At 70.2% G+C, this 24,599-nt stretch carries 23 protein-coding genes; 15 read left to right on the top strand and 8 right to left on the bottom strand.

Annotated features, from left to right (window positions below):
- Positions 1-4 precede the first annotated feature (4 nt).
- From ASE14_RS11710 to ASE14_RS11700, 3 genes are all read left to right on the top strand, one after another.
- The gene (locus ASE14_RS11710; RefSeq protein ID WP_056656288.1) at positions 5-1,306 is read left to right on the top strand and encodes a DJ-1/PfpI family protein; all 1,302 of its coding nucleotides are present in this window, start codon (positions 5-7) and stop codon (positions 1,304-1,306) included.
- Positions 1,306-1,737: a cyclopropane-fatty-acyl-phospholipid synthase family protein gene (locus tag ASE14_RS11705; RefSeq protein WP_056654731.1), complete on the top strand. Its 432-nt coding sequence runs from the start codon at positions 1,306-1,308 to the stop codon at positions 1,735-1,737. The genes ASE14_RS11710 and ASE14_RS11705 overlap by 1 nt, the downstream gene beginning before the upstream one ends.
- Before the next feature lie 130 nt (positions 1,738-1,867).
- Positions 1,868-2,533: a DedA family protein gene (locus ASE14_RS11700; protein WP_056654730.1), complete on the top strand. Its 666-nt coding sequence runs from the start codon at positions 1,868-1,870 to the stop codon at positions 2,531-2,533.
- On the opposite strand, the gene ASE14_RS11695 is transcribed toward ASE14_RS11700, so the two are convergent.
- Entirely contained in the window at positions 2,522-2,983 is a 462-nt protein-coding gene (locus ASE14_RS11695) for a hypothetical protein (protein WP_056654729.1), read from the bottom strand. The genes ASE14_RS11700 and ASE14_RS11695 overlap by 12 nt on opposite strands.
- Before the next feature lie 280 nt (positions 2,984-3,263).
- Here ASE14_RS11695 and ASE14_RS11690 point away from each other — a divergent pair, with 280 nt between their 5' ends.
- Entirely contained in the window at positions 3,264-3,992 is a 729-nt protein-coding gene (locus tag ASE14_RS11690) for an isoprenylcysteine carboxylmethyltransferase family protein (RefSeq protein ID WP_369816482.1), read from the top strand.
- 8 nt (positions 3,993-4,000) lie between these two features.
- On the opposite strand, the gene ASE14_RS11685 is transcribed toward ASE14_RS11690, so the two are convergent.
- A complete protein-coding gene (locus tag ASE14_RS11685) occupies positions 4,001-4,741 on the bottom strand; it encodes a hypothetical protein (RefSeq protein ID WP_056654728.1) in 741 nt (246 codons plus the stop codon).
- Positions 4,742-4,945: 204 nt separating this feature from the next.
- Between ASE14_RS11685 and ASE14_RS11680 the strand changes: the two genes are divergently transcribed.
- Complete coding sequence (locus ASE14_RS11680) at positions 4,946-6,853, top strand: FAD-dependent monooxygenase (RefSeq protein ID WP_056654727.1); 1,908 nt, start codon at positions 4,946-4,948, stop codon at positions 6,851-6,853.
- A 31-nt stretch (positions 6,854-6,884) separates the two neighbouring features.
- Here the strand turns inward: ASE14_RS11680 and ASE14_RS11675 are convergent, their stop codons facing one another.
- Positions 6,885-7,598 carry an IclR family transcriptional regulator gene (locus ASE14_RS11675; RefSeq protein ID WP_056654726.1) on the bottom strand — a complete coding sequence of 238 codons (714 nt, stop codon included), beginning with the start codon at positions 7,596-7,598 and terminating at the stop codon, positions 6,885-6,887.
- Positions 7,599-7,845: 247 nt separating this feature from the next.
- On the opposite strand from ASE14_RS11675, the gene ASE14_RS11670 reads away from it, so the two are divergent.
- Both ASE14_RS11670 and pntB read left to right on the top strand, forming a co-directional pair.
- A complete protein-coding gene (locus ASE14_RS11670; protein WP_056656285.1) occupies positions 7,846-9,417 on the top strand; it encodes a Re/Si-specific NAD(P)(+) transhydrogenase subunit alpha in 1,572 nt (523 codons plus the stop codon).
- Positions 9,410-10,855, top strand: coding sequence for a Re/Si-specific NAD(P)(+) transhydrogenase subunit beta (pntB, locus tag ASE14_RS11665; RefSeq protein ID WP_369816481.1), 1,446 nt, complete (start codon positions 9,410-9,412; stop codon positions 10,853-10,855). Before ASE14_RS11670 ends, pntB begins: the two co-directional genes overlap by 8 nt.
- Positions 10,856-10,901: 46 nt before the next feature.
- On the opposite strand, the gene ASE14_RS11660 is transcribed toward pntB, so the two are convergent.
- Positions 10,902-11,291 (bottom strand): VOC family protein, encoded by a 390-nt coding sequence (locus ASE14_RS11660; RefSeq protein ID WP_056654725.1) that lies wholly within the window; start codon positions 11,289-11,291, stop codon positions 10,902-10,904.
- A gap of 103 nt (positions 11,292-11,394) precedes the next feature.
- Between ASE14_RS11660 and ASE14_RS11655 the strand changes: the two genes are divergently transcribed.
- The 3 genes from ASE14_RS11655 to ASE14_RS20115 are packed head-to-tail and all read left to right on the top strand — an operon-like array spanning position 11,395 to position 13,351.
- Positions 11,395-12,387, top strand: a complete 993-nt coding sequence (locus tag ASE14_RS11655) for a YafY family protein (protein WP_056654724.1) — start codon at positions 11,395-11,397, stop codon at positions 12,385-12,387.
- 38 nt (positions 12,388-12,425) lie between these two features.
- Positions 12,426-13,013, top strand: a complete 588-nt coding sequence (locus ASE14_RS11650; protein ID WP_082600596.1) for an HdeD family acid-resistance protein — start codon at positions 12,426-12,428, stop codon at positions 13,011-13,013.
- The gene (locus tag ASE14_RS20115; RefSeq protein WP_235511265.1) at positions 13,010-13,351 is read left to right on the top strand and encodes a hypothetical protein; all 342 of its coding nucleotides are present in this window, start codon (positions 13,010-13,012) and stop codon (positions 13,349-13,351) included. The genes ASE14_RS11650 and ASE14_RS20115 overlap by 4 nt, the downstream gene beginning before the upstream one ends.
- Before the next feature lie 85 nt (positions 13,352-13,436).
- Here ASE14_RS20115 and ASE14_RS11640 read toward each other — a convergent pair whose 3' ends face one another.
- The 3 genes from ASE14_RS11640 to ASE14_RS11630 form a co-directional block, all read right to left on the bottom strand.
- Positions 13,437-16,748 (bottom strand): right-handed parallel beta-helix repeat-containing protein, encoded by a 3,312-nt coding sequence (locus ASE14_RS11640; RefSeq protein ID WP_157372948.1) that lies wholly within the window; start codon positions 16,746-16,748, stop codon positions 13,437-13,439.
- Between the two features lie 259 nt (positions 16,749-17,007).
- A complete protein-coding gene (gene purB / locus ASE14_RS11635) occupies positions 17,008-18,390 on the bottom strand; it encodes an adenylosuccinate lyase (protein ID WP_056654721.1) in 1,383 nt (460 codons plus the stop codon).
- Complete coding sequence (locus tag ASE14_RS11630) at positions 18,387-18,914, bottom strand: low molecular weight protein-tyrosine-phosphatase (protein ID WP_056656277.1); 528 nt, start codon at positions 18,912-18,914, stop codon at positions 18,387-18,389. Before ASE14_RS11630 ends, purB begins: the two co-directional genes overlap by 4 nt.
- 96 nt (positions 18,915-19,010) lie before the next feature.
- On the opposite strand from ASE14_RS11630, the gene ASE14_RS11625 reads away from it, so the two are divergent.
- From ASE14_RS11625 to ASE14_RS11615, 3 genes are all read left to right on the top strand, one after another.
- The gene (locus ASE14_RS11625) at positions 19,011-19,928 is read left to right on the top strand and encodes an aminoglycoside phosphotransferase family protein (RefSeq protein ID WP_056656275.1); all 918 of its coding nucleotides are present in this window, start codon (positions 19,011-19,013) and stop codon (positions 19,926-19,928) included.
- Between the two features lie 97 nt (positions 19,929-20,025).
- On the top strand, positions 20,026-20,391 hold the full coding sequence (locus ASE14_RS11620; protein WP_157372946.1) for a hypothetical protein: 366 nt from the start codon (positions 20,026-20,028) through the stop codon (positions 20,389-20,391).
- Positions 20,376-21,893, top strand: a complete 1,518-nt coding sequence (locus ASE14_RS11615; RefSeq protein ID WP_056654719.1) for a hypothetical protein — start codon at positions 20,376-20,378, stop codon at positions 21,891-21,893. The genes ASE14_RS11620 and ASE14_RS11615 overlap by 16 nt, the downstream gene beginning before the upstream one ends.
- On the opposite strand, the gene ASE14_RS11610 is transcribed toward ASE14_RS11615, so the two are convergent.
- On the bottom strand, positions 21,856-22,242 hold the full coding sequence (locus ASE14_RS11610) for a phage holin family protein (protein WP_056654718.1): 387 nt from the start codon (positions 22,240-22,242) through the stop codon (positions 21,856-21,858). The two genes, ASE14_RS11615 and ASE14_RS11610, sit on opposite strands and share 38 nt — an antisense overlap.
- Positions 22,243-22,294: 52 nt before the next feature.
- On the opposite strand from ASE14_RS11610, the gene ASE14_RS11605 reads away from it, so the two are divergent.
- Entirely contained in the window at positions 22,295-23,416 is a 1,122-nt protein-coding gene (locus tag ASE14_RS11605; RefSeq protein WP_056656271.1) for a histidinol-phosphate transaminase, read from the top strand.
- Positions 23,417-23,432: 16 nt separating this feature from the next.
- Positions 23,433-24,575: a thiamine pyrophosphate-dependent dehydrogenase E1 component subunit alpha gene (locus ASE14_RS11600; protein WP_056654717.1), complete on the top strand. Its 1,143-nt coding sequence runs from the start codon at positions 23,433-23,435 to the stop codon at positions 24,573-24,575.
- Positions 24,576-24,599: the final 24 nt, after the last annotated feature.

Here is a 24,599-nt window from a genome sequence, read left to right as displayed (position 1 = left end):
CTCCATGCGTGCATTGCTCCGAGTCATCGTGCTCGTGCTCGCCGCCGTGGCGCTTCCCGCAGCGCTCGGCGCCCCGGCCGTCATCGGTGCCCTCGCGTTGAACGAACCGCGAACCGACGGCGCCTCCCCGTCGCCCGCACCGGTCGAATACGACCCGACCAGACCCACGGCGGTCGTCGTCGTCGGTGACAAGGGCGCCGTCGTGTCCGACACGCTCGCGCCCTACGAGATCCTCGCCGCCACGGGAGGGTTCAACGTCTACACCGTGGCAAGCGGGGAGCACCCGGTGCCGCTGACCGGCGGGCTCGACCTCGTGCCCGACCTGACCTTCGCGGGACTCGACGATCTTCTGGGCGGATCGGCGGACCTCGTCGTGGTCCCCGCCATGCCCGATGTCGGCCGCCCCACGACGAAGCCCGTCATCGACTGGCTCGAGGCGCAGGCGGACGGCGGAGCGCTGATACTCAGCGTCTGCAACGGGTCGGCCGTCGTCGCCTCGGCCGGGCTCCTCGACGGCCACCGGGCGACCGCGCACTGGCTGCGCCTCGATGAATGGGACGACACGTACCCGGCCGTCGACTGGGTGCGTGGCACGAGGTACGTGGACGACGGCGACGTGATCAGCACAGCCGGCATCCTGTCGGGCATCGACGGAACCCTGCACGTCGTCGACCGACTCATCGGTGCGGATGCCGCGGCCGAAGCGGCACGCGAGATCGAGTGGCCGCACTACGACCCCGACGGCGCCGCGCCGATGAAGCAGGCGCGTCTCGCGCCATCCGATGCCGTCGTGGCGCTCAACACCGCGTTCGGCTGGGACCGGCCGCGGATCGGCGTCCAACTCACCGACGGGGTCGGGGAGATCGAGCTCGCCTCGGTCTTCGACACCTACGGGCAGTCGCTCGCCGTGGGCACTGTCGCCGTGGGCGTCGGGCCCGTGCAGTCCCGCCACGGTCTCACCTTCGTGCCGCGCACCGAGACTGGGGCCGGACTCGATCGCCTCATCATCCCCGGTACGACCGAACACGAGGCCGTCCCGGGGATGGATCCGGTGCAGTACCCCCACCACCGGGCGGGCTTCGCCTTCGACGCCGTGCTGCAGGACCTCGCGCGAACGACCGACGTGGCCACCGCGCAATGGACGGCGAAAGTGCTCGAATACCCCGTGGACGACCTGACGCTCGAAGGCCCAGCCTGGCCGTGGGCGGAGACGTTCCGGCCGCTCGCCCTCGCCCTCCTCGGTGTGCTCATCGCGCTCGGCGTGCTCGCGCTCGTGAGGGCCCGCAGGCGTGGACGGAGGATCTGATGACGAGCGAGCTTTCCACCAGGTTGCGCCGCGTGGTCGACGCATTGCCTCTCGAACCGGGTCTGCGCGTCCTGGAGATCGGAGGCGCGCCGGGGGCCGCCGCGCGCGAGATCGCGGCGCGTGTCGGGCCGCACGGGCATGTGCTCGTGCTGGACCGCTCCGAGACCGGCATCAGGCGCACCCGTGCGAACTGCAGGGAGGAGGTCGACTCCGGCCGGCTCTCGACGATGTGCGCATCAGTGGAGGAGTTCGAGTTGGAATCCGGCACTCCGCTGTTCGACCTCGCGGTCGCGTGCCGCGTCGGTGCTCTCGATGGCCGCCACCCGCAGCTGTACGCCCCGGCTCTGGCCTGCATCCGCGCGGCACTCGTTCCGAACGGCACGCTCTACGTGGATACGGGATCACCGCTCACCGCGATCCCGCTGGGCTGAGCGTCAGCCGGCGCAGCAGATCCGCGGGTACCGGCGTCCGACTCGCGTGCCGTGAGATCACTCCCTGGTATCACGCGGGCGGTACCTCGGAGTGATGCGCCGCCGACAGTGCCGTTCGTAGCGTCGAGAGGTGGACGTTCTCAACGACTTCATCCTGCAGGCCACGGCTTCGCCGTGGCTGCTCCTCGTCATGTTCTCAACGGCCGTCATCGACGGCTTCTTCCCGCCCATACCCAGTGAGACGGTGCTGGTCGCCGCCGCAGCCGTGGCGGCGTCAGCCGGGGACTTCCCCACCGTGCTGCTGCTGTGCCTCGTCGCGGCGATCGGCGCGATGATCGGCGACAACATCGCGTACGCGATCGGACGCGCCGTCGGCACGACGCGGTTCCGCTGGATGCGAGGCCAGCGGGTCTCCGCGGCGTTCGCTCGCGCGCAGCGCACCCTTGCGTACCGAGGGACGACGGTCCTCCTCGGCGCCCGCTACATCCCGGTCGGCCGTGTGGTCGTCAACATGACCGCCGGTGCAGTGCGCTATCCGCTCCGTCGCTTCGTGCCCGTCAGCGCCGTCGCCGGCGTCACGTGGGCGATGTACAGTGCGGGCATCGGAATCGTGGCCGGCCGATGGCTCGAGGGCCGGCCGCTGCTCAGTGCTGTGATCGGCGTCGCCTTCGCCCTCATGATCGGACTGGTGATCGACCGAGTCGCCGCGGCCCGGCGGCGACGCGGCGAGGCGGCTGGGGGCGATTCCACGGATGTGCTGGCGACGGGAAGCCGAGCCTCGGCTCTACGCGTGTGACACCGGCGAGTCGGATGCATCCATGCTGATCAACCCGATCGCGGCGAAGTAGCTCTTGGAGAAGTCCACCGCAGCGTCGCCCAGCTGCGTGTTGTCGATGATGTAGGCGATGTTGACCGGGAAGTCCTGCATGCCGAGGTGGATCGTCTCGCCGGCGATCCGGGCGCACAGCACGAGCCCGAACACGAGGAGGTCGACCGAGCCGTCCTCATGCACCCTGATCATCTGCGGATCCGCCGAGCTCGGGTCGACGCCGGCCTGCTCGAGGGCCACCACGGTGGTGCGGAAGTGGATCGGCTTCTTGGCGACGGCCAGGCTGTAGTCGGGTCGGTCCGAACCCGGCAGGATCCGCACCAGCTCGGCGTGCACGGGCAGTTGCGCCACGAGATCGGCCGGGGCCGAGTCGACGCTGGTGATGACGATCTTCGGTCGTTCATTCGGCGGAGTCACGCTCGAAGCCTAGCTTCGGCTGTTCACACACCGTGCCGATTCCGGCTCGATCCCGAGCCGATCGGACGGTGTTACCGTATGCCCATGCGCTGGGGTCCGAGGTACTTCGCCGTGCAGGCGATCGCCGGCGCCGCATGGTGGGTCGCAGTGTTCCTGTCGCCCGCCGTGCGCGAGGCGACGCTCGGCGGCCTCGACCCCGTTCTCATCGCCGTCCTCGATGTGCCGCTGTTCGTCGGCGCCTCGGCGGGCGCCGCGTTCGGCCCTGCGGCCGGCTGCCGTCGTGGCCACCGGATGGACGGTCGCCGTCACGGTCGCCCTCGCGGTGTACGCGACCATGACGTCCGAAGCAGGCTGGGGCGTGCTGCTGATGGCCGCTGCCGCCGCCGGGTCGGTGTTCGCCCTGTGCCTCCTGATCCTCGGGCGGGTGCCGACCGAGTGGATCCTCGTGTGGCCCTTCGCCTTCGCTCCCGCCGATGCCCGGGCCGCGGTGTCGGTGCACGCGACCCGCACCGCGGCTCAGATACTCGTCTTCTGGGGTCTGTTCCTCGGGGTGCTCCCGCTCGTCATCGACGTCCTCGAGCAGCGTTGGGGGCTCGCGATCGTGTTCCCCTCGTTCATCTGGGTCGTCGGGCTCGTGATGCTCCTGCTCGCGAGTGCGCTGGGAATCTGGTCGGCCGCCGCGATGTCGACGAGGGGCGACGGGACGCCGCTGCCGGCCGCGATGCCGAATCGTCTCGTCATCGCGGGCCCGTACCTCTACGTCCGCAATCCGATGGCGGTCTCAGGCATCGTTCAAGGGGTGGCTGTCGGCCTCATCCTCTCCTCATGGATGGTCGTCGTCTACGCGATCCTCGGATCGCTCGTGTGGAACTACGCGGTGCGGCCGCACGAGGAATCCGACCTGGAGGCGCGTTTCGGCGACGAGTTCCGGCGCTATCGCCTGACCGTGCGGTGCTGGTGGCCGCGCGTCACCGGGGTCTCCCCGGCCGGCTCCGTCGGCGCGAGTTGAGTCGCGGCTCAGTATGAGATGACGAGCCCGAGCGAGACGCTTCCGGTCGGGTCGAGCTGCGCCGCCGCCAACCCGTAGCCGTAGGCGCCGTACGAGATCGTCAATCCGTCGGAGGGGAGGCGACCCTCGACGGTGCACTCGCTGCGGGCGGTGCCGTTCGGCAGCAGGATCACCAGGCACACATCGCCGCCCTCGGCGGTTCTCGCCAGGAACGCGGTCGGCCCGTCGACCCGTGTGGCGAGCAGTCGAACGGATTCGGGATCGATCGCATCCTCGACGGCGGCGACCCGCGCCGACTCGGCGGCCGGCGGGAGTCGGTCGAACATGGCGAGGAGCTCGGTGTCCTCGAGTGGCAGCCCAGGATCCGCCGTTGCGGCGGGCGGACCCGCCGACGGGGCCTCGGATTCGGCCAGGACGCTTGCGACGATCCATCCGAGGAGGCCTCCGAGGGCGATGCCGGCGGCAGCTGCGGCGACCGTCCAGCGGATGAGGCGTCTGCGCCCGGCATCGTCTGCGCCGGTCGATCCCGCGCCGGTCGATTCCGCGCCGGTCGATCCAGAGCCCGGCGGCGCCGGTGCGGCCGTGGCACCCGCTGCAGCCGCGGCATCCGTCTCAGCACTGCCCTGACGCTCCGGGTCGGAGTCAAGCGCAGCGAGCTCGGCGAGGGCCTGCGCGCGTTGGTCCGCCGTCGCGTCCACACCGAACGCGACGCGCTGCAATGCACGGATGCGGTCCTCGCTGGAGTCCACGTCGGCCCCCTCCGGCCAGCATGCAACATCGCCCACGGTGCTGCAACCGGTCGCCCACGGGCGCGCTGATCACGGCGTTTGCCTGCCCTCGACGGCAGGCTTATGATGAGTGCGCGATATGAGAATGCAACATTCTATTATCGAACACGGTGGTGAAGGCATCCCGCTCACCGAGACGTGCCCACAGAGCAGTGAGGAGAAGCTGTGCAGTTCCACCACTACGGCTACGTGTCCGGTGACCCGCGGGTGCAGCCCGCGGCCGGCGTCGGCATCGATCGACCCGAAGCGCTTCCCGACGAGGTCGACGTGCTCATCGTCGGCTCGGGTCCGGCGGGCATGCTGCTGTCGGCACAGCTCTCGCAGTACCCCGACGTCGTCACCCGCGTGATCGAGCGCCGAGACGGCCGACTCGTGCTCGGCCAGGCCGACGGCATCCAGCCGCGCAGCGTCGAGACGTTCCAGGCGTTCGGCTTCGCCGAGCGCATCATCGCCGAGGCCTACAACATCGGCTACATGAACTTCTGGGGGCCCGACCCCGAGGCGCCGCAGAACATCATCCGCACGTCGCGCACTGAAGACTACGGCTACAAGATCAGCGAGTTCCCGCACCTGATCGTGAACCAGGCGCGCGTGCTCGACTACTTCGCCGAAGCCGCCGTCCACGGCCCCGGGCGCATCGCACCCGACTACGGCGTCGAGTTCACGGGGCTCACCGTGCACGAGTCCGGCACGCCCGAGGCGGGCGACTACCCCGTCGAGGTGCGGCTCCGCTACGTCGCGGGCGAGCGCGCCGGCGAAGAGCGCACCGTGCGCGCCAAGTACGTCGCCGGGTGCGACGGCGCCCGCAGCGGCGTGCGCGAGGCCATCGGGCGCAAGCACCTCGGCGGCATCTCGGCGCACGCCTGGGGCGTGATGGACGTGGTGGTCAACACCGACTTCCCGGACTGGCGCACCAAGTGCGCGATCAACTCGGTCGCGGGCAACATCCTGCACATCCCCCGCGAAGGCGGGTACCTCAGCCGGATGTACATCGACCTCGGCGAGGTCGCTCAAGACGACAACCACGAGGTGCGGAAGACCCCCATCGAGGCGATCATCGCGAAGGCCAACGACATCCTGCACCCGTACACGCTCGACGTGCGCGACGTCGCCTGGTTCAGCGTGTACGAGGTCGGGCACCGGGTCACCGACCACTTCGACGATCGTTCGAGCGATGAGGCGGATGCCTCGCCCCGTGTGTTCCTCACTGGTGACGCGTGCCACACGCACAGCGCCAAAGCCGGTCAGGGCATGAACGTGTCGATGCAGGACGGCTTCAACCTCGGCTGGAAGCTCGGCTCGGTGGTGTCGGGGCTCGCGCCCGAGTCGCTGCTCTCGACCTACTCGGCCGAGCGGCAGCCCGTCGCCCAGCAGCTCATCGACTTCGACCGCGAGTGGTCATCGCTCATGGCGCGCAAGCCCGAGGAGATCTCCGACCCGCAGGAGCTCGCGACCTTCTATCTCGGCACCGCCGAGTTCCCGTCGGGCTTCATGACGCAGTACGGGCCGTCGATGATCACGGGCGACGCCGACCACCAGGAGCTCGCGACCGGGTTCCCGATCGGCAAGCGATTCAAGTCGTCGCAGGTGTCGTTCGTCTGCGACGGCAACGTCGTGCATCTCGGGCACCACGCGAAGGCCGACGGCCGCTGGCGCGTGTACGCCTTCGCCGACGCGCCCGGTGCGGGCGAGGCATCCGCTCTGAACGAATGGGCTGAATGGATGTCGTCGCCCGACGCGCCGCTCGCGCGGTTCACCCCGGAGGGCGCCGACGTCGACGCCGTGTTCGACGTCAAGGTGATCTACCAGCAGCCGCATGAGGCGATCGACATCACCCGCGCCCCCGAGATGTTCCGTCCGAACACCGGGCCGCTCGGCCTGATGGACTGGGAGAAGGTCTTCGCCGCCGGACCGAGTTTCTGGTGCCCGACCGACATCTTCGAGGAGCGCGGCATCTCGCGCGACGGCGCGGTCGTCGTGGTGAGACCCGACGGGTACGTCGCGCATGTGCTGCCGCTGTCGGCGACCGCCGAACTCGGCGAGTTCTTCGCGGGAGCCATGCTCCCCCGCTGAGCGACGGCAGCGGGTCGCGCGCGACGAGCGGTCAGGCTCCGTAGGCGCGCGCGACCGCTTCCGCGGCGACCTGCAGCCGCTCGGCGATCTCGGCCTCAGGCCGCGAGAACGAGACGTGGATCACCGCGATCGACGCCGGCGGCTGCCCGGGCAGCATGAGCGGGACCGCGACCGACCCGAGCGACGGCACGACCTCGTCGTGGCTGAGGGCGTAGCCGCGGCGGCGGCTCTCGGCGATCTCGTCGCTCAGGCCGCCCGGCACCTCGGCCGGCCACGCGCTCTCGGGCAGGCTCAGCAGGATCGCCTTGCCCGGCCCGCCGCGCGTGATCGGATGCCGGTGGCCCGGCCGGTACGACACCACGGCCACGGACTGGCGCGGCGAGGCGCTCACGAGCGTCACCGCCTCTTCGGCGTCGACGAGCACGGCGAGCAGGCAGGTCATGCCGAGCTCGTTCGCGACCGCGTTGAGTTCGGGCAGCGCGAGGTGCTGCAGGTCGCGGGCGACCCCCGAGGCGAGGGCCGCGAGCCCCGTGCCGAGCGTGAGGCGCCCGGCCGCGTCGCGGGTGACGAGGCCGTGGTGCTCGAGCGTGCGCACGAGGCGGTAGGCGACCGAACGGTGCACGCCGAGCGCTGCAGCGACCTCGTCGATGGAGAGGGCGCTGTCGGCATCGGCCAGGATCTCGAGAATCCGGATGCCGCGACTGAGCGTCTGCGACCCGGCCCGGGTGGCGTCGTCTGCGACCATCGGCCCGCCCTCCTGATGTGTTCGGCACCCTCGGTGCTCGTCCGATACTAGAACGCCTCGATCGATCATCGGACAGTGCGGAGTTCCGCCACGCGAAAGAACCGCAGTTCCTTCGTATCGGATTCCGGAGAAATCCGACCAGATCTCGTTGTGGGCGTTCTACGCTGAGCGAGCGCGTCGCGACCGGGCGGCCGCTTCGATGGTGAAGCAGAGCGCTTCGATGGAGAAGACGAATGAGGAGTACCGCATGACGCGCATCGGGGTCGTCACCGAGCAGAGACCCGAGACCCGCGTCGCCGCCACGCCGGCGACCGTGAAGCAGTTGATCGCCCTCGGCTACGAGGTCGTGGTCGAGGCCGGGGCCGGAGCGCGGTCGGCCTTCCCCGACGACGCGTACATCGCGGCGGGCGCCGACCTCGTCGACGGCGTCGCCGCGTTCGCGAGCGATCTCGTGCTGAAGGTGAACGCGCCGACCGAGGCCGAGATCGGGCTGCTGGCTCCCGGCGCCACCCTCATCGCCCTGCTGGCTCCCGCCTTCAAGCCCGAGCTGCTCTCGGCGCTCGCGGCCCGCGGGGTCACCGCGCTCGCGATGGACGCGGTTCCGCGCATCTCGCGCGCGCAGTCGATGGACGTGCTCAGCTCGATGGCGAACATCGCGGGATACCGCGCAGTCGTCGAGGCGGCGCATGAGTTCGGCCGGTTCTTCACGGGCCAGGTGACCGCGGCCGGCAAGGTACCGCCGGCCAAGGTGCTCGTCGCCGGTGCCGGCGTCGCGGGTCTCGCGGCCATCGGCGCTGCGTCGAGCCTCGGTGCCATCGTGCGGGCCACCGATCCGCGGCCGGAGGTCGCCGACCAGGTGAAGTCGATCGGCGGCGAGTACCTGAAGGTCGAGGTCGAGGTCGAGCAGTCGACCGACGGCTACGCCAAGGCGACGAGCGAGGACTACGACCGGCGCGCGGCCGAGATCTACTCCGAGCAGGCCGCCGACGTCGACATCGTCATCACGACCGCGCTCATCCCGGGCCGTGCGGCGCCGCGGCTCTTCACCGCGGCCGACGTCGCGAGCATGAAGTCGGGCAGCGTCATCGTCGACATGGCCGCCGGCATGGGCGGCAACGTCGAGGGTTCCGTCGCGGGCGAACGCATCGTCACGCCGAACGGCGTCGTGATCCTCGGCTACACCGACCTCGCCTCGCGCCTGCCCACGCAGGCCTCGCAGCTCTACGGCACCAACGTCGTGAACCTCGTCAAGCTCCTCACCCCGGGCAAGGACGGCGAGCCCGTGCTCGATTTCGACGACGTCGTGCAGCGATCGGTGACCGTCGCGAGAGACGGCGCCGTCACCTGGCCGCCACCACCTGTGCAGGTTTCAGCGGCACCGGGAGCCGCGACATCCGCTTCGGCTGTCGGTGCCAAGGATGTCGCGGCGCGGCCGGAACCCCAGCAGCCGATGTCGCCCGTGAAGAAGGTCGTGCTCGTCGCGATCGGCATCGCGGCGCTCTTCGCCGTGAACGCGATCGCCCCGCCGCCGTTGCCGCAGCACTTCACGGTGCTCGTGCTCGCGATCGTCGTCGGCTTCTACGTGATCGGCAAGGTGGCGCACGCGCTGCACACGCCGCTCATGAGCGTGACGAACGCGATCTCGGGCATCATCGTGGTCGGCGCGATGGTGCAGATCACGAGCGACGTGCTCGTCGTGCAGATCATCTCGGCCGTCGCCGTGCTGCTGGCCAGCATCAACGTCTTCGGCGGTTTCGCCGTGACCCGACGCATGCTCGCGATGTTCGCGGCAGGCAGGACTGGAGCCGACCGTGGCTGATCTCGTGAACGCCGCAGAGGCGACGACCCTGCTGACCCCGGCATCGATCGCCGGAGCCGCCTACATCGTCGCGGCGCTGCTGTTCATCATGAGCCTCGCGGGGCTCAGTCGGCACGACACCGCCAGAGCCGGTGTCAACTACGGCATCGCCGGAATGACGATCGCCCTCGTCGCGACCGTGTACGCGACGTTCGCCGGCGCCTGGGGCTCGCCGCAGGCGACGACCGGGCTCATCCTGCTCGTCGTCGCGGTGCTCGTCGGCGGAGCGATCGGCCTCTGGCGGGCTCGCATCGTCGCGATGACGGGCATGCCAGAGCTCATCGCCCTGCTGCACAGCTTCGTCGGCCTCGCCGCGGTCCTCGTCGGCTGGAACGGCGCCCTCGAGGTCACGGGCATGAGTGGAGCCCTGCTCGACATCCACCATGCGGAGGTCTTCATCGGCGTCTTCATCGGCGGTGTCACCTTCACGGGCTCGATCGTCGCGTTCCTGAAGCTCTCCGCCCGCATGTCGTCGGCGCCGCTCATGCTGCCCGGCAAGAACGTGCTCAACCTCGGGGCGCTCGTCGCCTTCGTCGTGCTCACCGTCTGGTACGTCATCACCCCCGAGCTGTGGCTCCTCGTGGTCGTGACGGCCCTCGCCCTCGCGCTCGGCTGGCACCTCGTGGCATCCATCGGCGGCGGCGACATGCCGGTCGTCATCTCGATGCTCAACAGCTACTCGGGCTGGGCGGCGGCCGCGGCGGGCTTCCTGCTGAACAACGACCTGCTCATCGTCACCGGCGCCCTCGTCGGCTCCTCGGGTGCCTACCTCTCGTACATCATGTGCAAGGCCATGAACCGGTCGTTCATCTCGGTGATCGCGGGCGGGTTCGGCATCGCGGCGCCGACGTCGTCGGGCGACGGCGAGGCCGAGGGCGAGATCCGCGAGGTCAACGCAGAGGATGCCGCGGACATGCTGCGCGAGGCCGCGTCCGTCATCATCACGCCGGGCTACGGCATGGCCGTCGCACAGGCGCAGTATCCCGTGGCCGAGCTCACGAGCCGACTGCGCGAACGCGGCGTCGAGGTGCGCTTCGGCATCCACCCCGTCGCGGGCCGGCTGCCGGGGCACATGAACGTGCTGCTCGCCGAGGCGAAGGTGCCCTACGACATCGTCGAGGAGATGGACGAGATCAACGACGACTTCGCCGCGACGTCGGTCGTGCTCGTGATCGGCGCGAACGACACGGTCAACCCGTCTGCCGCGGAGGACCCGGGCAGCCCGATCGCCGGCATGCCGGTGCTGCGGGTGTGGGAGGCGTCGAACGTCATCGTGTTCAAGCGCTCGATGTCGGCCGGCTACGCCGGAGTGGCGAACCCGCTCTTCCACCGCGAGAACGCGCAGATGCTCTTCGGCGACGCCAAGCAGCGCGTGGAGGACATCCTGCGGACGCTCTAGCCTCGCCGGGCGGTGAGCCTGCGCTCACCGCCCGGCGCACGACGGCTCACCGCCCGGCGAGCACGTCGAGGTAGTGCTGGTTGAACATCACGCCGAGGATGTTGCCGAACGGGTCGACGACCGACGCGGTGGTGAAGCCCGGGCCGCGCTCCATCGGCGGCTGGTAGCCCGTCGCGCCGAGTGCGATGAGGCGGTCGTGCGCGGCCGCGACGTCGTCGACGGCCCAGTAGATGATCTCTCCCGCCGGCACGTCGGACGAGGTCGGGCGGTACCGGGCGTCGATGATGCCGAGTTCGTGCCGGTAGTCGCCGACGCGGAACTCGACGTAGCCCGGCCGCCGAAAGTAGGGCTCCATGCCGAGCACCTCGGTGTACCAGGCGGTGGCCGCCTCGAGGTCTGCGGCGTAGTAGCTGACGGTGGAGAATCCCCTGAGCATGAGCGGTTCCTTTCGGGTGCGACATCCGGATTCGAACTGGTGAGACCAGTCTCGAACACAGAAGTGCTCATCCTCTGACTACTTTTGCGGCGAGAATGAAGACATGCGCGCAGACCGCCTCGTCGCTGTCCTCCTGACCATGCAGGCACGCGGTCGCGTGACCGCGGCCCAGCTCGCCGACGAGCTCGAGGTGTCGGTCGCGACGGCCCGGCGAGACCTCGAGGCGCTGTCCGCCGCGGGCATTCCGGTGTACCCGCAGGCCGGTCGAGGCGGCGGTTGGCAGCTCCTCGGAGGCGCCCGAACCGACCTCAGCGGACTCTCCGCCGGTGAGGCCCGGGCGCTCTTCCTCCTGGTCGGCCCCGCGGCATCCCTCGCTCCCGAAGCGAAGGCCGCCCTGCGCAAGCTCGTGCGCGCGTTGCCGGAGACCTTCCGCACCGACGCCGAGGCGGCGGCCGAAGCCGTCGTCATCGACCCGGGCGAGTGGGGTCGGCCGCCGCGCGAGCGACCCGCGCTGCTGCCCGTGCTCGAAGCGGCGATCGTCGACCGGGTGCGACTCCGCATCCGCTATGCCGCGTGGAACCGCGAGCCCGCCGATCGCGTCGTCGACCCGTGGGGCCTCGTGCAGAAGCAGGAGCACTGGTACCTGCTCGGGGCGGTCGACGGCGCCGAGCGCACCTACCGCGTCGACCGCATGCTCGATGCCGTGCCCACCGAAGAAGCGGCCGTGCGGCCGGAGGGCCTCGACCTGGCCGAGGTCTGGGAGCGCGTCACCGCCGCGGTCGACGAGCAGCGCGCAGCGGCGACCGCGACGATCGTCGTCGATTCGGGCATCGTGCCGCTGCTGCACACGCACTTCGGGCAGCGGGCCGTCGACGCGACCGAACTCGACCCCGGGCGCTCCCGCGTCGTCGTCACCGCCCCGACCGAGGTCATCATCGCGCGCGGCCTCGCCGGGTGGGCCGAGTACCTCGAGGTGGTCGAGCCGGAGTCGCTCCGCCGCGAGTTGCACCGCATCGGGGCCGCCCTCGTCGCCCGGAACGCACCCGTCGTCGATGCGGCAGCGGCCCCGGACTCGGCACCCGCGCCTCCAACGTAGGATGGATCGGTACCCCAATCGATGTGAAAGAGGTCGTCGTGGCCATCGCCGCCGCTCCCGAGCGCGCCCGGTACTGGGTCGTCCCGGTCGTCCGCGGAATCCTGGCACTCGTGCCCGCCGCCGTCATCACGTTCTCGCAGAACCACTCCCCCGAGTTCGGGCTGCTCGTCTTCGGCGGGTGGGCCGTCGCGTCGGGGCTCATCACCGGGGCGCTGTCGCTGCGATTCACGGAGGAGCGCGGCATCCGCTCGTTCTTCGTGATCGCCGCCGTCGTGACCGTCGCGGCGGGCCTCCTCGCGCTCACCGTGCCCGGCGGACTGCCGTTCCTGCTCTACCTCGTGAGCGTCTGGGCGGCCATCACCGGCATCCTCGAGCTCTTCGCCGGCCTCCGCGCCCGCGGTCGTACGCCCGCCGCCCGCGACTGGATCGCCGTCGGCGCGTTCACCGCGATCCTCGCGATCGTCTTCCTCGTCCTCCCGCTCGACGCCGTCACCGCGGTCGGCCTGCTCGGCGGCTACCTCGTCATCCTCGGCGTGTACCTCGTGATCGGCGGGTTCTCGCTGAAGTGGGCCACCAGCCCAGCGGATGCCGCGCCCGACGCCCCTGGAACGGAGCAGCACTCGTGACCAACACCCCCGGTGAGTACAAGCCGAGCCGGCGCGACATGCTCCGCCCCATCGAGTACGTCGGCGGCGCCGCCATCGCCGCGATCTTCACGGGGGTCGTCGTGCTCGTCACGACCCGCGACCTCATGCTCGGCCTGATCGTCGCCGGCATCGCGTTCATCGCCGTGCTCATGACGCTCGCACTGCTCTCGATGGCGATGAAGCCCAACGCCGAGGAGTCGGCCGAGATCGAGGGCGGGGCGCCGGATGCCTCTGCCCCCGACGCCCCGACTGCGCCGGATGCCTCGAAGCCCGATGAGGCCGACGGCCCCGCCGAGCCGGGCACGCCCGGCCGCTGACGCGGCTCGCTCCCGGCCCCACGACCGAGCGAGGGCCCGGACCCGGTGCGATACCGGATCCGGGCCCTTGCCGCATCTCCCTGGCCTACCAGACCAGGATCGGTACCGGAGCCGCTGACGAGTCGGCGAATGGTGCCGTGCCGGTGAACGTCGCACCGATCACGTGCACGCCACGCTCGAGCTTCGGCAGCTTGGCACTGAACCTGCCCTCGTCCGTGGCGGCGATCTCGACCGTGGCGACGACGGCGGAACCGTCGGTGATGGTCAGGGTGCCCACCGGGACGGAGCCGTCGGGCGCGAACACCTGACCCGTGTACTTCACCGTGGAGCCGGACTTCACGGCGAGCTTGCTCGGTAGGCCGAGCACGAAGGTCTCGAGCTCGGTGTCGGTCGGCTCGGCCGCAGGGTGGGTCTTGAACGCATCGACGATCATGTAGTCGCCCGACGTCATCGTTCCCGTGATCGTGTGGATGCCGGGAGCGAGGTCGCCGATCGAGAGCACGGTCTGCTGGTGCAGTCGGCTGGCGTTGTGGAAGGACTGCGTGGTGAAGTGCTTCCCGTCGATCGCGATGTCGACATCGCCGAGGTCGGTGTTGACCTGGGAGATGATGTCGATTCCCGTTCCGTTGAACGTCAGCTCCCATGAGTCGCCGAGGTTCTGCGTCGCGTCGATGTCGTCGAGCCATGCGCTCGCACCGCCGCGCGACGCGTCGCGCCAGATCCACGATTCCCGGGTCGGTGCCGCCGCGCTCCGGTAGACGACGCCCGAGCTGTTGTTGAGGATCTCGGGTTCGACGGGCTTGGTCAGTTCGACGCTGACGTTCGTCGACGCACGGCGCACGTCGAGCTCGATCGATGCGCCGGCGGGCAGGGCGTTGTACGCCTGCCAGAACGAGTTGCGCTCCTCGGTGACCTCAATGCCGTTGATCGTTCGGACGAGGTCGTCCGTCTGCAGGCCGGCCGCCGCGGCGAGGCTGTCGGCCGGAATGGAGGTGAACTTCACGCCCTTGTAGTCACTGATCGCGTACGACGACTGCTCCGCCTTGGTCGTGATGTTGGCGATGTCGGAGCCCCAGATCTTCTCGACGTACTTGCGTCGGGCGAGTTCGATCGGATCCGGGCCGTTCGTTCCGGTCGGAAGCACGGCCTCCGGCGGCAGCGCGCCACCGGCGGCGCCGAAGCCCGTCATCGGGATGTTCTGGTATCCGAGGGACAGCGCCGGCGAGGTGTCTGCGACGGTGAAGTCGTAGTTCCCGGTCGGGTTGGCGTCGACGAACCCCGGGTCGCCGACGGCCGAATCGCGATCCATCCCCGCTGCGTGCCACGTCGAGGCGGTGTTGATCGTCGCCCCGTCGGTGGACAGCTTCTCGGTGGCACCGCCCTTCGGCCTGATGTCGATCGCCGCGCCGGCGTTCCAGAAGAGGTTCTTGCCGATCGTGTACTTCGCGCTGGCTGGGTCGTTCAGGACGTTGTTGTAGGGGAGGGCGCCGAGCGTGACGTTCTGCTCGATGACGTCGCCGCCGGGCATGTAGCTCACCTGCTCGAAGGTCGACCCGTCGAGGATGAGGTTGTTGCGCAGCGTCCGGTCGAATCCGTCGCGGAGCTTGACGCCGCCCTTGAGGAGGACGTTGTTCGTCATGATGAAGTTGGACGATCCGTCGTCGAGGTCGATCGCCCAGTCGCCGTCGTGCCAGAACCGGTTGTGGTCGATCGTGATCGGCTCGACGACGTCGAGCTTCATCATGGCCCGGGCCTGCTCGGCAGTCAGGGGTCCACCGGTGTTGCCCATGAAGGTCACGCCGTCGGCGAGGCTCGCGAAGGCGTTGTTCGCGGCTCCGGTCTTCCAGAATCGGCTGCGGCCCCAGGAGTTGATCGAGCCGTTGTCGCCGGTCTCGCGGACGCAGTCGAAGATGTCGTTGTCCTGGATGAGGTGCCCGCCCCACGTGTTGTCGGAGAAGTTCAGGCACGCACGAGGGCTGTCGGACAGCGAGTTGCCCCGGACGGTGATGTCGAGGGCCATCGCGATGTTGACGGAGGAGGTCTGCTTCTCGTAGCGGCCGTTGTTGCGCATGACGTTGCCTTCGATGAGGACGTCGCGCGGGTAGTCGTCGGTCTTCGGGCCGCTTTCGAGGTCGCTGATCCGCGGGGTCGTGAAGTAGTTGTCGGCGTAGTCGCGCACGGCATCCGGTGAGCCGACGACGTGGACGTCGGTCGCTCCATTGTTCTCGAACCGGTTCGCGGTGATCGCCGTGCCGCTGTTGTAGCCGTCGAGGAAGATGCCGTTGCCGCCGAGGCCGGTGAAGGACGACCCCGTGAACGTCACGCCCCGGCTGTTCCTCACCGTGGCCGCACCCTTGCGCACCACGGACCAGTCGCCGCGCGAGAGGTTCACGAACTCGTTGTCGAACAGCGTCCGGTGGGTCCGTTCGAACTTCAGGTTCTCGAACGCGATGTCGTGGATCGGGTCGGCCGGGGAGGCGCCCGTCAGCGTGACGAGTTCGTCGAGTTCGCCGACCTCGACGGTCGCAGTGGAGAGGTCCATGCCCTCGGCGGGCTTGAGGTAGAGCTTGTTGGCCGCGCGGTCGAGGAACCACTCGTTCGTGGCATCGAGCTCTTCGCGGATGTTCTCGACCATGACCGCATCGGACTTCAACGGCAGGGTCGCGTTGCAGTCCTGCGGGCGGTTGTTGTCGCCGACGAAGCTCAGGTCGAGCGCGTCGCTCGTCCGTCCGGCGATCGTGAAGGAGACACTGCCCCAGTCGTGGCAGTGCATCGCGCGGACGTAGCCCGTCGTCGGCTCGGCCCAGTCGGCGGAGCGCGAGTTCAGCGTGGCCAGCGTCGTCGTGCCTTCGAGGCGCGGAGCGTCGTCGTCCCAGTTCGGGTACCGGGCCATGACCTGCCGCACGTCGTCGACGAAGAGCTCGTCGAAGTCGATCCCAGCGGGGACATCGGTCATCATGACACTCGGGTCGCCCTCGGTCGGGGTCCAGCCGCCGATCAGTTGCCGGCCGCCGTTGAGTGTCGCGCCGGCGCCGGCGCCGACCCAGCGCACGGGTGCTGCAGCAGTGCCCGAGTCGGCGTTGGTGAGGGCGAGGGTCGAATCGAGGTAGTAGTCGCCTTCGGCGAGCTCGACCGTGACCGGAGCGCCGTCGGGGAGGACTTCGCGGACGAGCTCCTGTGCTCTGGCCAGCGACTGCACCGGGGCCGCAGCTGACGCTCCGGCATTGGCGTCGTCGCCGGTCGTCGCGACGAAGATCGTGGCCGCTTCGGCGCCGTACGCCGGGAGGGCGGGGAGCGCGGAGAGGACGAGTGCCGCGAGGCCGGCGCCGGCGATCGTCCGACGAAGGTCACGTCGTAACGGTGCGGCGTTCGCCTCGAGGGCAGGATGATCAGACACGGGAACTCCCTTGTTCATGGTGTGCCGAGCTCAGAATCGGGTGGAAACATCCGATCTCTAGCGGCCACGCTATGAACGATCCGGGTCAGAGTCAACCTTTCGGCGATGAAACCCCGAGAAACCTCCGATGTCAGTTGCGATGCTCACCGAGCCATCCGGACATTCGCCACCAGGCTTCGGGCATGCTCGCGCGCGGGTTCAAGCGCATGGCCGTCCCGACTGCGCGTCCCGTCATGCAGGACCAAGCGAAGGCTTCGACTCAGCCGAGGCGGTCGACGAGCTCCGAGGCGATGCCCGTGTACGTCTGGGGCGTGAGGGCCAGCAGGCGCTGCTTCGCGGCATCGCCGATCTCGAGGCCCTCGACGAAGGCGGCGAGCTCGGCGGCGCCGACCCGCTTGCCGCGGGTGAGCTCCTTGAGCATGGCGTAGGGGTCGGCGATCGTCGAGCGGCCGGCGACGACTTCGGCGCGGATCACCGTCTGGATGGCCTCGCCGAGCACCTCCCAGTTGCCGTCGAGATCGGCGGCGAGCACGGCCAGGTCGAGGTCGATCTCGCCGAGGCCGCGCGTGATGTTGTCGAGGGCGAGCATCGAGTGCCCGAAGCCGAGGCCGATGTTGCGCTGCGCGCTCGAGTCGGTGAGGTCGCGCTGCATGCGGCTCGTCACGAGGGTCGCCGCGAGCGAGTCGAGCACCGCGCTCGAGAGCTCGAGGTTCGCCTCGGCGTTCTCGAAGCGGATCGGGTTGACCTTGTGCGGCATCGTCGACGAGCCGGTCGCGCCGGGCGCGGGGATCTGGCGGAAGATGCCGAGCGAGATGTAGGTCCAGATGTCGGTCGCGAGGTTGTGCAGCACGCGGTTGGCGTGCGAGACCTTGCCGTAGAGCTCGGCCTGCCAGTCGTGCGACTCGATCTGGGTGGTCAGCGGGTTCCAGGTGAGGCCGAGCGACTCGACGAACTCGCGGGAGACCTCGGGCCACGCGACATCCGGCGCAGCGACGACGTGCGCCGAGAACGTGCCGGTCGCGCCCGAGAACTTGCCGAGGTACTCGGTCGCCTCGATCTGGCGCTCGATGCGCCGCAGGCGGTACGCGAAGACCGCGAGTTCCTTGCCCATGGTCGACGGCGTCGCCGGCTGGCCATGGGTGCGAGAGAGCATCGAGGCGTCGCGGTGCTCGCGGGCGAGCGACTCGAGCGTCTCGATCACGCCGCGGTACTTCGGCAGCCAGACGTCGCGCACGGCGTCGCGCACGGTGATCGCGTAGGAGAGGTTGTTGATGTCTTCACTGGTGCAGGCGAAGTGCGTGAGCTCGGAGATGGCGTCGAGCCCGAGGTCGGAGAGGCGGCGGCGCACGTAGTACTCGACGGCCTTGACGTCGTGCCGAGTGGTGGCCTCGAGGCCCGCGAGCTCGTCGATGTCGGGCTGGCCGAAGTCGGCGACGACCTGGCGCAGGCTCGCCTTCTCGTGGTCGGTGAGCGGCGTGGAGCCGAAGAAGCCGCGGTCGGTCTGGGCGATCAGCCACTCGACCTCGACGTGCACGCGCGCCCGGTTGAGGCCGGCCTCCGAGAGGTGCTCCCCGAGCTCGCCGACCGCTGAGCGGTACCGACCGTCGAGGGGGCTGAGCGGCTGGGGAGGCAGCGAAGTCATCGGGTTCCTTGTCTGAGTGCTGGTGCGAGTTGCCGGAAGAGCGCCGACGTCGACCGTTCAATCATCTCAAGGACTCGGTCGAACATCGCCTCGTCGGAGTAGTAGGGGTCGGGTACGTCGTACAGGGCGGTCGCATCGGGCTCGAATTCGAGCAGCATCCGGACCTTCTCCTGCTCGACCGGCGCGGGCGCCCAGTTGCGCAGGATCCTGGCCTGACCGCGGTCGAAGGCGACGACGAGGTCGAGACGAGGGAAGTCGGCGGCATCGAACTGGCGCGCGCGATGATGCCGGCCGTCGTACCCGGCGCGGTCCAGCGCGTCGATGGTGCGCTGGTCGGCGGGCTCGCCGACGTGCCAGTCCCCGGTCGCGGCCGACTCGATGGCCAGCCGACCGCTGAGCCCGGCCCGTTCGGCGTGGGCGCGCAACACGACCTCGGCCATCGGCGAGCGGCAGATGTTGCCCGTGCACACGAATGACACCCGGAAGGGCTGCGCGACGTCCCCCGCGGGTTCCGCTCGCGTCATGGGTTCCATTGTGGCCGACCTCGGCCGATCGCACAGCACCAATTCGGGGGCGATACGCTGGGCGGTCGAACGACGCGGCGGACGGGGGCGATGACGATGACGGATGCCCCCGAGCCCGACATCCCCGTCGACGCGGGGCTCGCGGCGGCGCTCGTCGCGGCGCAGCACCCCGACCTCGCCGGCCCGATCGTGCGACTCGCGAACGGCTGGGACAACGCGATGTTCCGACTCGGCGAACACCACCTCGTGCGGTTGCCGCGCCGCACGATCGCGGCCGGCCTCGTGCTGCACGAGCAGCGCTGGCTGCCCGGGATCGCCCGCCGCGTCTCGGTGCCGGTGCCTGCTCCCGTGCGGATCGGCCGGCCGGCGCCCGAGCTCGGGTTCGACTTCCCGTGGAGCATCCTGCCGTGGTTCGACGGCGCGAGCGCGGCCGACGTGGAGCCCTCCGCCCGAGCGGCTGCTGCGGCGTCGCTCGCGGCGTTCGTCGCCGAGCTCGGGGTGCCCGCGCCGGCCGACGCACCGGTCAACGCGTACCGCGGCGTGCCACTCGCCGAGCGCGACGAGGTCGTCCGCGGCCGGCTCGAGCGAGGGTTCGGGGCCGGCCTCGCGGTCGCGCCGGAATCCGAAAAAATCGAGGCGCTCCGCGCCGTCTGGGACCGGTCTCTGGCCGCGAATCCATGGTCGGGGCCGCCGATTTGGCAGCACGGCGACCTGCACCCGGCGAACCTCGTGCTCGCGGCATCCGGCGACCTCGCCGCCGTCGTCGACTTCGGCGACGTCTGCGCCGGCGACCCGGCGTGCGACCTCGCGACGGCCTGGCTCACCTTCGGCGCGCCGGCGCGCGCCGCGTTCCGCGCAGAGGTCGAGCGGCGACGAGAGACGGATGACGCGATGTGGGATCGCGCCCGTGGCTGGGCGCTCGTGCTCGGCAGCGCGATCGTCGACACGATCGGCACCGGAGGGCGTCTCGGCCGAGTCGGGGTGCACGCGCTCGACGAGGTGCTCGCCGACTGAGGCGTCACTCCCCCTCCACAGGCGCGTCATGCGTCGTCGGCGCACGGCGGAGCCGTCGTCGGCCCGCTCCGCCCGGCTCGGCCGCGACACTCGGAGCATGCTCGACTCCGATCCGTTCGCGCCTCCCCTGAAGGGCGGCGTCATCACGCAGCAGCGCATCGACGATGCCGCTGCACATCTCCTCATGCTCCGGTCGCTGCTTGCCGAGGTGGACGAGTCCGTGCACCGGCTCGTCCCGGCGTCGAACGGCGTCTGGCGCTCGGCGGCGGCCGACGGATACGCACAGGGTCTCGTGAACCTCCGCGCACGAGTGTTCGCGGCGCGCGACGGGCTCGTCGACGCCGAGGCGGCACTCGTCGACCGCATCCGCCGCATGGAGGACCATCTCGAACTGCAACGCGCGGCGGCAGGCGAGCAGTCCGCGCCGATCACGCGAGGCGAGGCGTCATGGACGATTCGCTGACCCTCAGCGGCGGCGGCTCGACCGCCGTCGCGACCGACGAGCTGTTCGCGGACGCCGTCAGGCTGGGCGGCACCGTGTCGGTGGCGTCCGACTGGCGCGAACGAGCCCGGGTCATCCACGTCGGCCTCGCCGAACTCGATCTGTCGGAACCGGCGGCAGGGCCGTGGGACACGACCTCGCCGACGTGGGGAATCGCGATGGCGCGGACGCACCTCTACGAGGCGATGGAGTACGCCGGGCGTCTTCGCAAGGCGCTGGTCGAGAGCGCCGAGCGGTACGGCGCGGCCGAAGGGGTCATCGAGGCGCTCTGGCGCATGAGCGGCGGCCCGCTCGCGTGGCTCGTGGGCAGCGCGGCCGTGACTGCGGTTCCAGCGATCGTGATCGGCGGCGGCGCGGCCATCGGCGCGCATGCGCTCGGGTGGCGCACACCGCTCGAGACCTGGCTCGCCGGGCAGAGGCACGTGCTCTCCGACCCGGACTTCGTTCGCGCCGTCCGCACCGCCATGGACTCGGCCGACGAGTTCATCGGCGGCGTGTTCCGTCTGCCCGGCGCGATGGCGATCGGTTCGGAGATCCGCGCGCCGGAGTCCGCGTCGCTCCTCCTCGGCGTCGCGGGGCTGCTCGGCGTCGCCTACGGCAGTCGTGTGCTCGTCGACGGGCCCGTGCGAGTGAGCCCCCTGCTCCCCGACGGGCGTGCCGATCGGAGGGCGGGCCACCAGACGGCTCGCGCCGAAGCGCGGCCGTTCGACGGGTCGGTCACCGCCCCCGCCGGCATCGCCGATCTCCTCGACCGCATTCCGACCTCCGACGCCGCCGCGCAGATCAGGGTGGAGCGATACGGGGCGGCGGACGATCCGAGGTGGGTCGTCTACATCGGCGGCACCGTCGACTTCACCACGACGGCCGGGGCCCAGACCAACGACATGACGAACAACCTGCACGGCATCGCCGACGATTCGGCGCTCGATGCGCTGCGCGTCGCCGGTGCGGACTCGGGGGCGGTCGAGCGCGCGGTCCGTCTGGCGCTCACCGAGGCCGGGGCGAAGCCGGGCGACCCGCTCATCCCCATCGGGCACTCGGGCGGAGGCACCGTGGCGGCGACGCTCGCGGGCGACCCCGAACTGAACGTCGTCGCCGCGGTGAGCGCCGGCGGCCCGGTGGCCTCAGCGGAGCTCCGCGAGGGAGTGCCCCTGCTCTCGGTCGAGCACGAGGAGGATCTCGTCCCGGCGACCGGCGGGTGGGGGCATCCGTCGCCCGACCGGCTCACCGTCTCGCGGAGCGTGCTCGAGCCGGGGGTCGAGTACGACGATGTGCTGCCCGCTCACCAGCTCGTGCGCTACCGCGAGACCGCGGAGCTCATCGACGCCTCCGAGGAGCAGCGACTCGTCGAGTTCCGCGAGCAGCTCGCGGAGTTCACCGGCGGAGGCACGGGAGAGATGACCCAGTGGGTCGCGAGGCGGGAGCTCAGTCCTTCGACACCGGACGCAGCACCAGGCCGATGAGCCAGCTGATGAGGCCGAGCACCAGGGCGCCGAGCACGCCCCACCAGAAGCTCTCGACGACGAGTCCGAAGCCCATGAGATCGCTGATCCAGTCGACGAGCAGCAGCAGGAGGCCGTTGACGATGAACGAGATGAGGCCGAGGGTCAGCACGTACAGCGGGAACGCGACGATCCTGATGAAGGTGCCGATGAACGCGTTCACGAGCCCGAAGATCAGTGCGACGAGCAGGTAGGTGAGCACCGTCGCGAGCTGGGTGTCCTCGTAGGGCACCACGCTGACGCCCGAAACGATGAGCGTCGTGAGCCAGAGGGCGAGCGCGATGACGATGACCTTGACGATGAAGCGCATCCCACCACTCTGGCAGACGGTGCCTGACTGGCGAAGGGGTACGGTGGAATTCGTGACCGCACCGGAGCCCACGGGGGCGCGCGTACGCCTGCGCCCCGAGATCGCCGCCCTTCCGCCGTACCGACAGGGTCGCCCCGCGCCCGCCGACGGCTTCAAGCTCTCGAGCAACGAGAATCCGTTCGCGCCGCTGCCCTCGGTCGTGGAGACCGTCGCGGCGGCCGCACACGACATCAACCGGTATCCGGATGCCACGGCGCTCGTCCTTCGTGAGCGGCTCGCCGAGCGCTTCGGCGTGACCGCCGACGAGGTCCTCATCGGGGCGGGGTCGGTCGCCCTCCTCGCCCAGTTCATCCTCGCGGCCGCGGCCCCCGGCGACGAGGTCGTCTACTCCTGGCGTTCGTTCGAGGCCTACCCCGGCCTCGTCACGGTGGCAGGCGCCACGAGCGTGGCGGTGCCCAACCGCGCGGACCACGGTCACGACCTCGACGCGATGGCCGCCGCGATCACCGATCGCACCCGCGTCGTCATCGTCTGCTCGCCGAACAACCCCACGGGCGTGGTCGTGACCGCCGCCGAGTTCGAAGCGTTCATGGCGAAGGTCCCCGCCGACCGCCTGGTGCTGCTCGACGAGGCGTACATCGAGTTCGTGCAGGGCACCGGCGCCGCCGACGACGCCGTCGACGGCCGTACGCTCATCGGCCGCCACCCGAACCTCGTGGTGCTCCGCACCTTCTCGAAGGCCTACGGCCTCGCCGGCCTCCGCGTGGGCTACGCGATCGGTCCCGTCGAGCTGCTCGACGCGGCGCGCGCCACGGCGATCCCGCTCGGGGTCACGGCGGCCGCGGCATCCGCTGCCGTCGCCTCGCTCGAGCCGGCGGCCGAGGCCGAGCTGCTCGAGCGCGTCGCGGTGATCGCCGAGCGACGCGACCGCGTGCGCGCGGCGCTCGTGGAGCAGGGCTGGCCGGTGCCGCCCGCGCGCAGCAACTTCGTCTGGCTGCCGGCCGGCGAGGCGACGACCGCTGTCGCCGAGCGCCTGTTCGACGCCGGACTCGTGACGCGCGCCTTCGCGCCCGACGGAATCCGCATCTCGATCGGCGAGGAGGAATCTGTGGAGATCCTCCTCACGATTCTGGGTGAGCTTGTACCGAGCTCACAAGAAGGGCACCCGCAGTAGCGGGTAGCGTGGAACGGTGGCAGCCCGCGAAAGAGAGTTCACCGCGCCGACGGTCCAGCTCCTGACCCCCGAGGGCGATCTTCGTCCCTCCCCCGAGGCTGAGGCCTACCTTCCGCTCGTCGAGGCGTTGACCGACGTCGAGTTGCAGCGTTTCTACCGCGACATGGCGGTCTCGCGCCGCATCGACGTCGCCGGTGCGAACCTGCAGCGGCAGGGCCAGCTCGCCCTCTGGGTGCCGAGCCACGGCCAGGAGGCCGCGCAGGTCGGCTCGGCGCACGCCGCCCGCCCGCAGGACCACCTGTTCCCGTCGTACCGCGAGCACATCGTCGGCATGATCCGCGGGCTCGACCTCGTGCGCGTCATGGCACTGCTCCGCGGCGCCACCCTCGGCGGCTGGAACCCCGAGGAGAACGGCAACTTCCACCTCTACACGCTCGTGCTCGCGTCGCAGACGCTGCACGCGACCGGCTACGCGATGGGCCTCCAGTTCGACGGCGCGACCGCGACGGGCGACCCCGAGACGGATGCCGCGGTGCTCGTGTACTACGGCGACGGCTCCACGTCGCAGGGCGACGCCAGCGAGGCGCTCGTCTTCGCGTCGAGCTACCAGACGCCGCAGGTCTTCTTCATCCAGAACAACCAGTGGGCGATCTCGGTGCCGGTCGCGCGGCAGTCGCGGAGCCCGTTGTCGCTCCGCGGAGGCGGCTTCGGCATGCCGGGCGTGCGCGTCGACGGCAACGACGTGCTCGCGAGCTACGCGGTGACCCGTCAGTCGCTCGAGGAGGCTCGCGCCGGCGACGGCCCCAGCCTCATCGAGGCCGTGACCTACCGCATGGGCGCCCACACCACCGCCGACGACCCCACGAAGTACCGCACCGACGACGAGGTGGCGTACTGGGAGGCGCGCGACCCGATCACGCGGTACCGCACGTGGCTCGAGGGGCGCGGGGCATCCGCTTCGTTCTTCACCGACGTCGAGGCCGAGGCGAACGACATCGCCGCCGACCTGCGCCGACGCGCGCTCGAGCTGCCGGCGCCGACGCGCGAGGCGATCTTCGAGCACGTCTACAGCGAGCCGCACCCGCTCATGGTCGAGCAGGCCGCGTGGCTCGAGAACTTCGAGACCTCGTTCGAGAACCCGGCCGGAGGCGCGGCATGAGCGCGCGCACCGAAGAGGAGAACC

This window comes from Agromyces sp. Root81 (assembly GCF_001429165.1).
Classification (GTDB): Bacteria; Actinomycetota; Actinomycetes; order Actinomycetales; family Microbacteriaceae; genus Agromyces.
The sequence above is the reverse complement of the archived record's forward strand: the minus strand, read 5'-3'. Positions and strand labels throughout refer to the sequence as shown.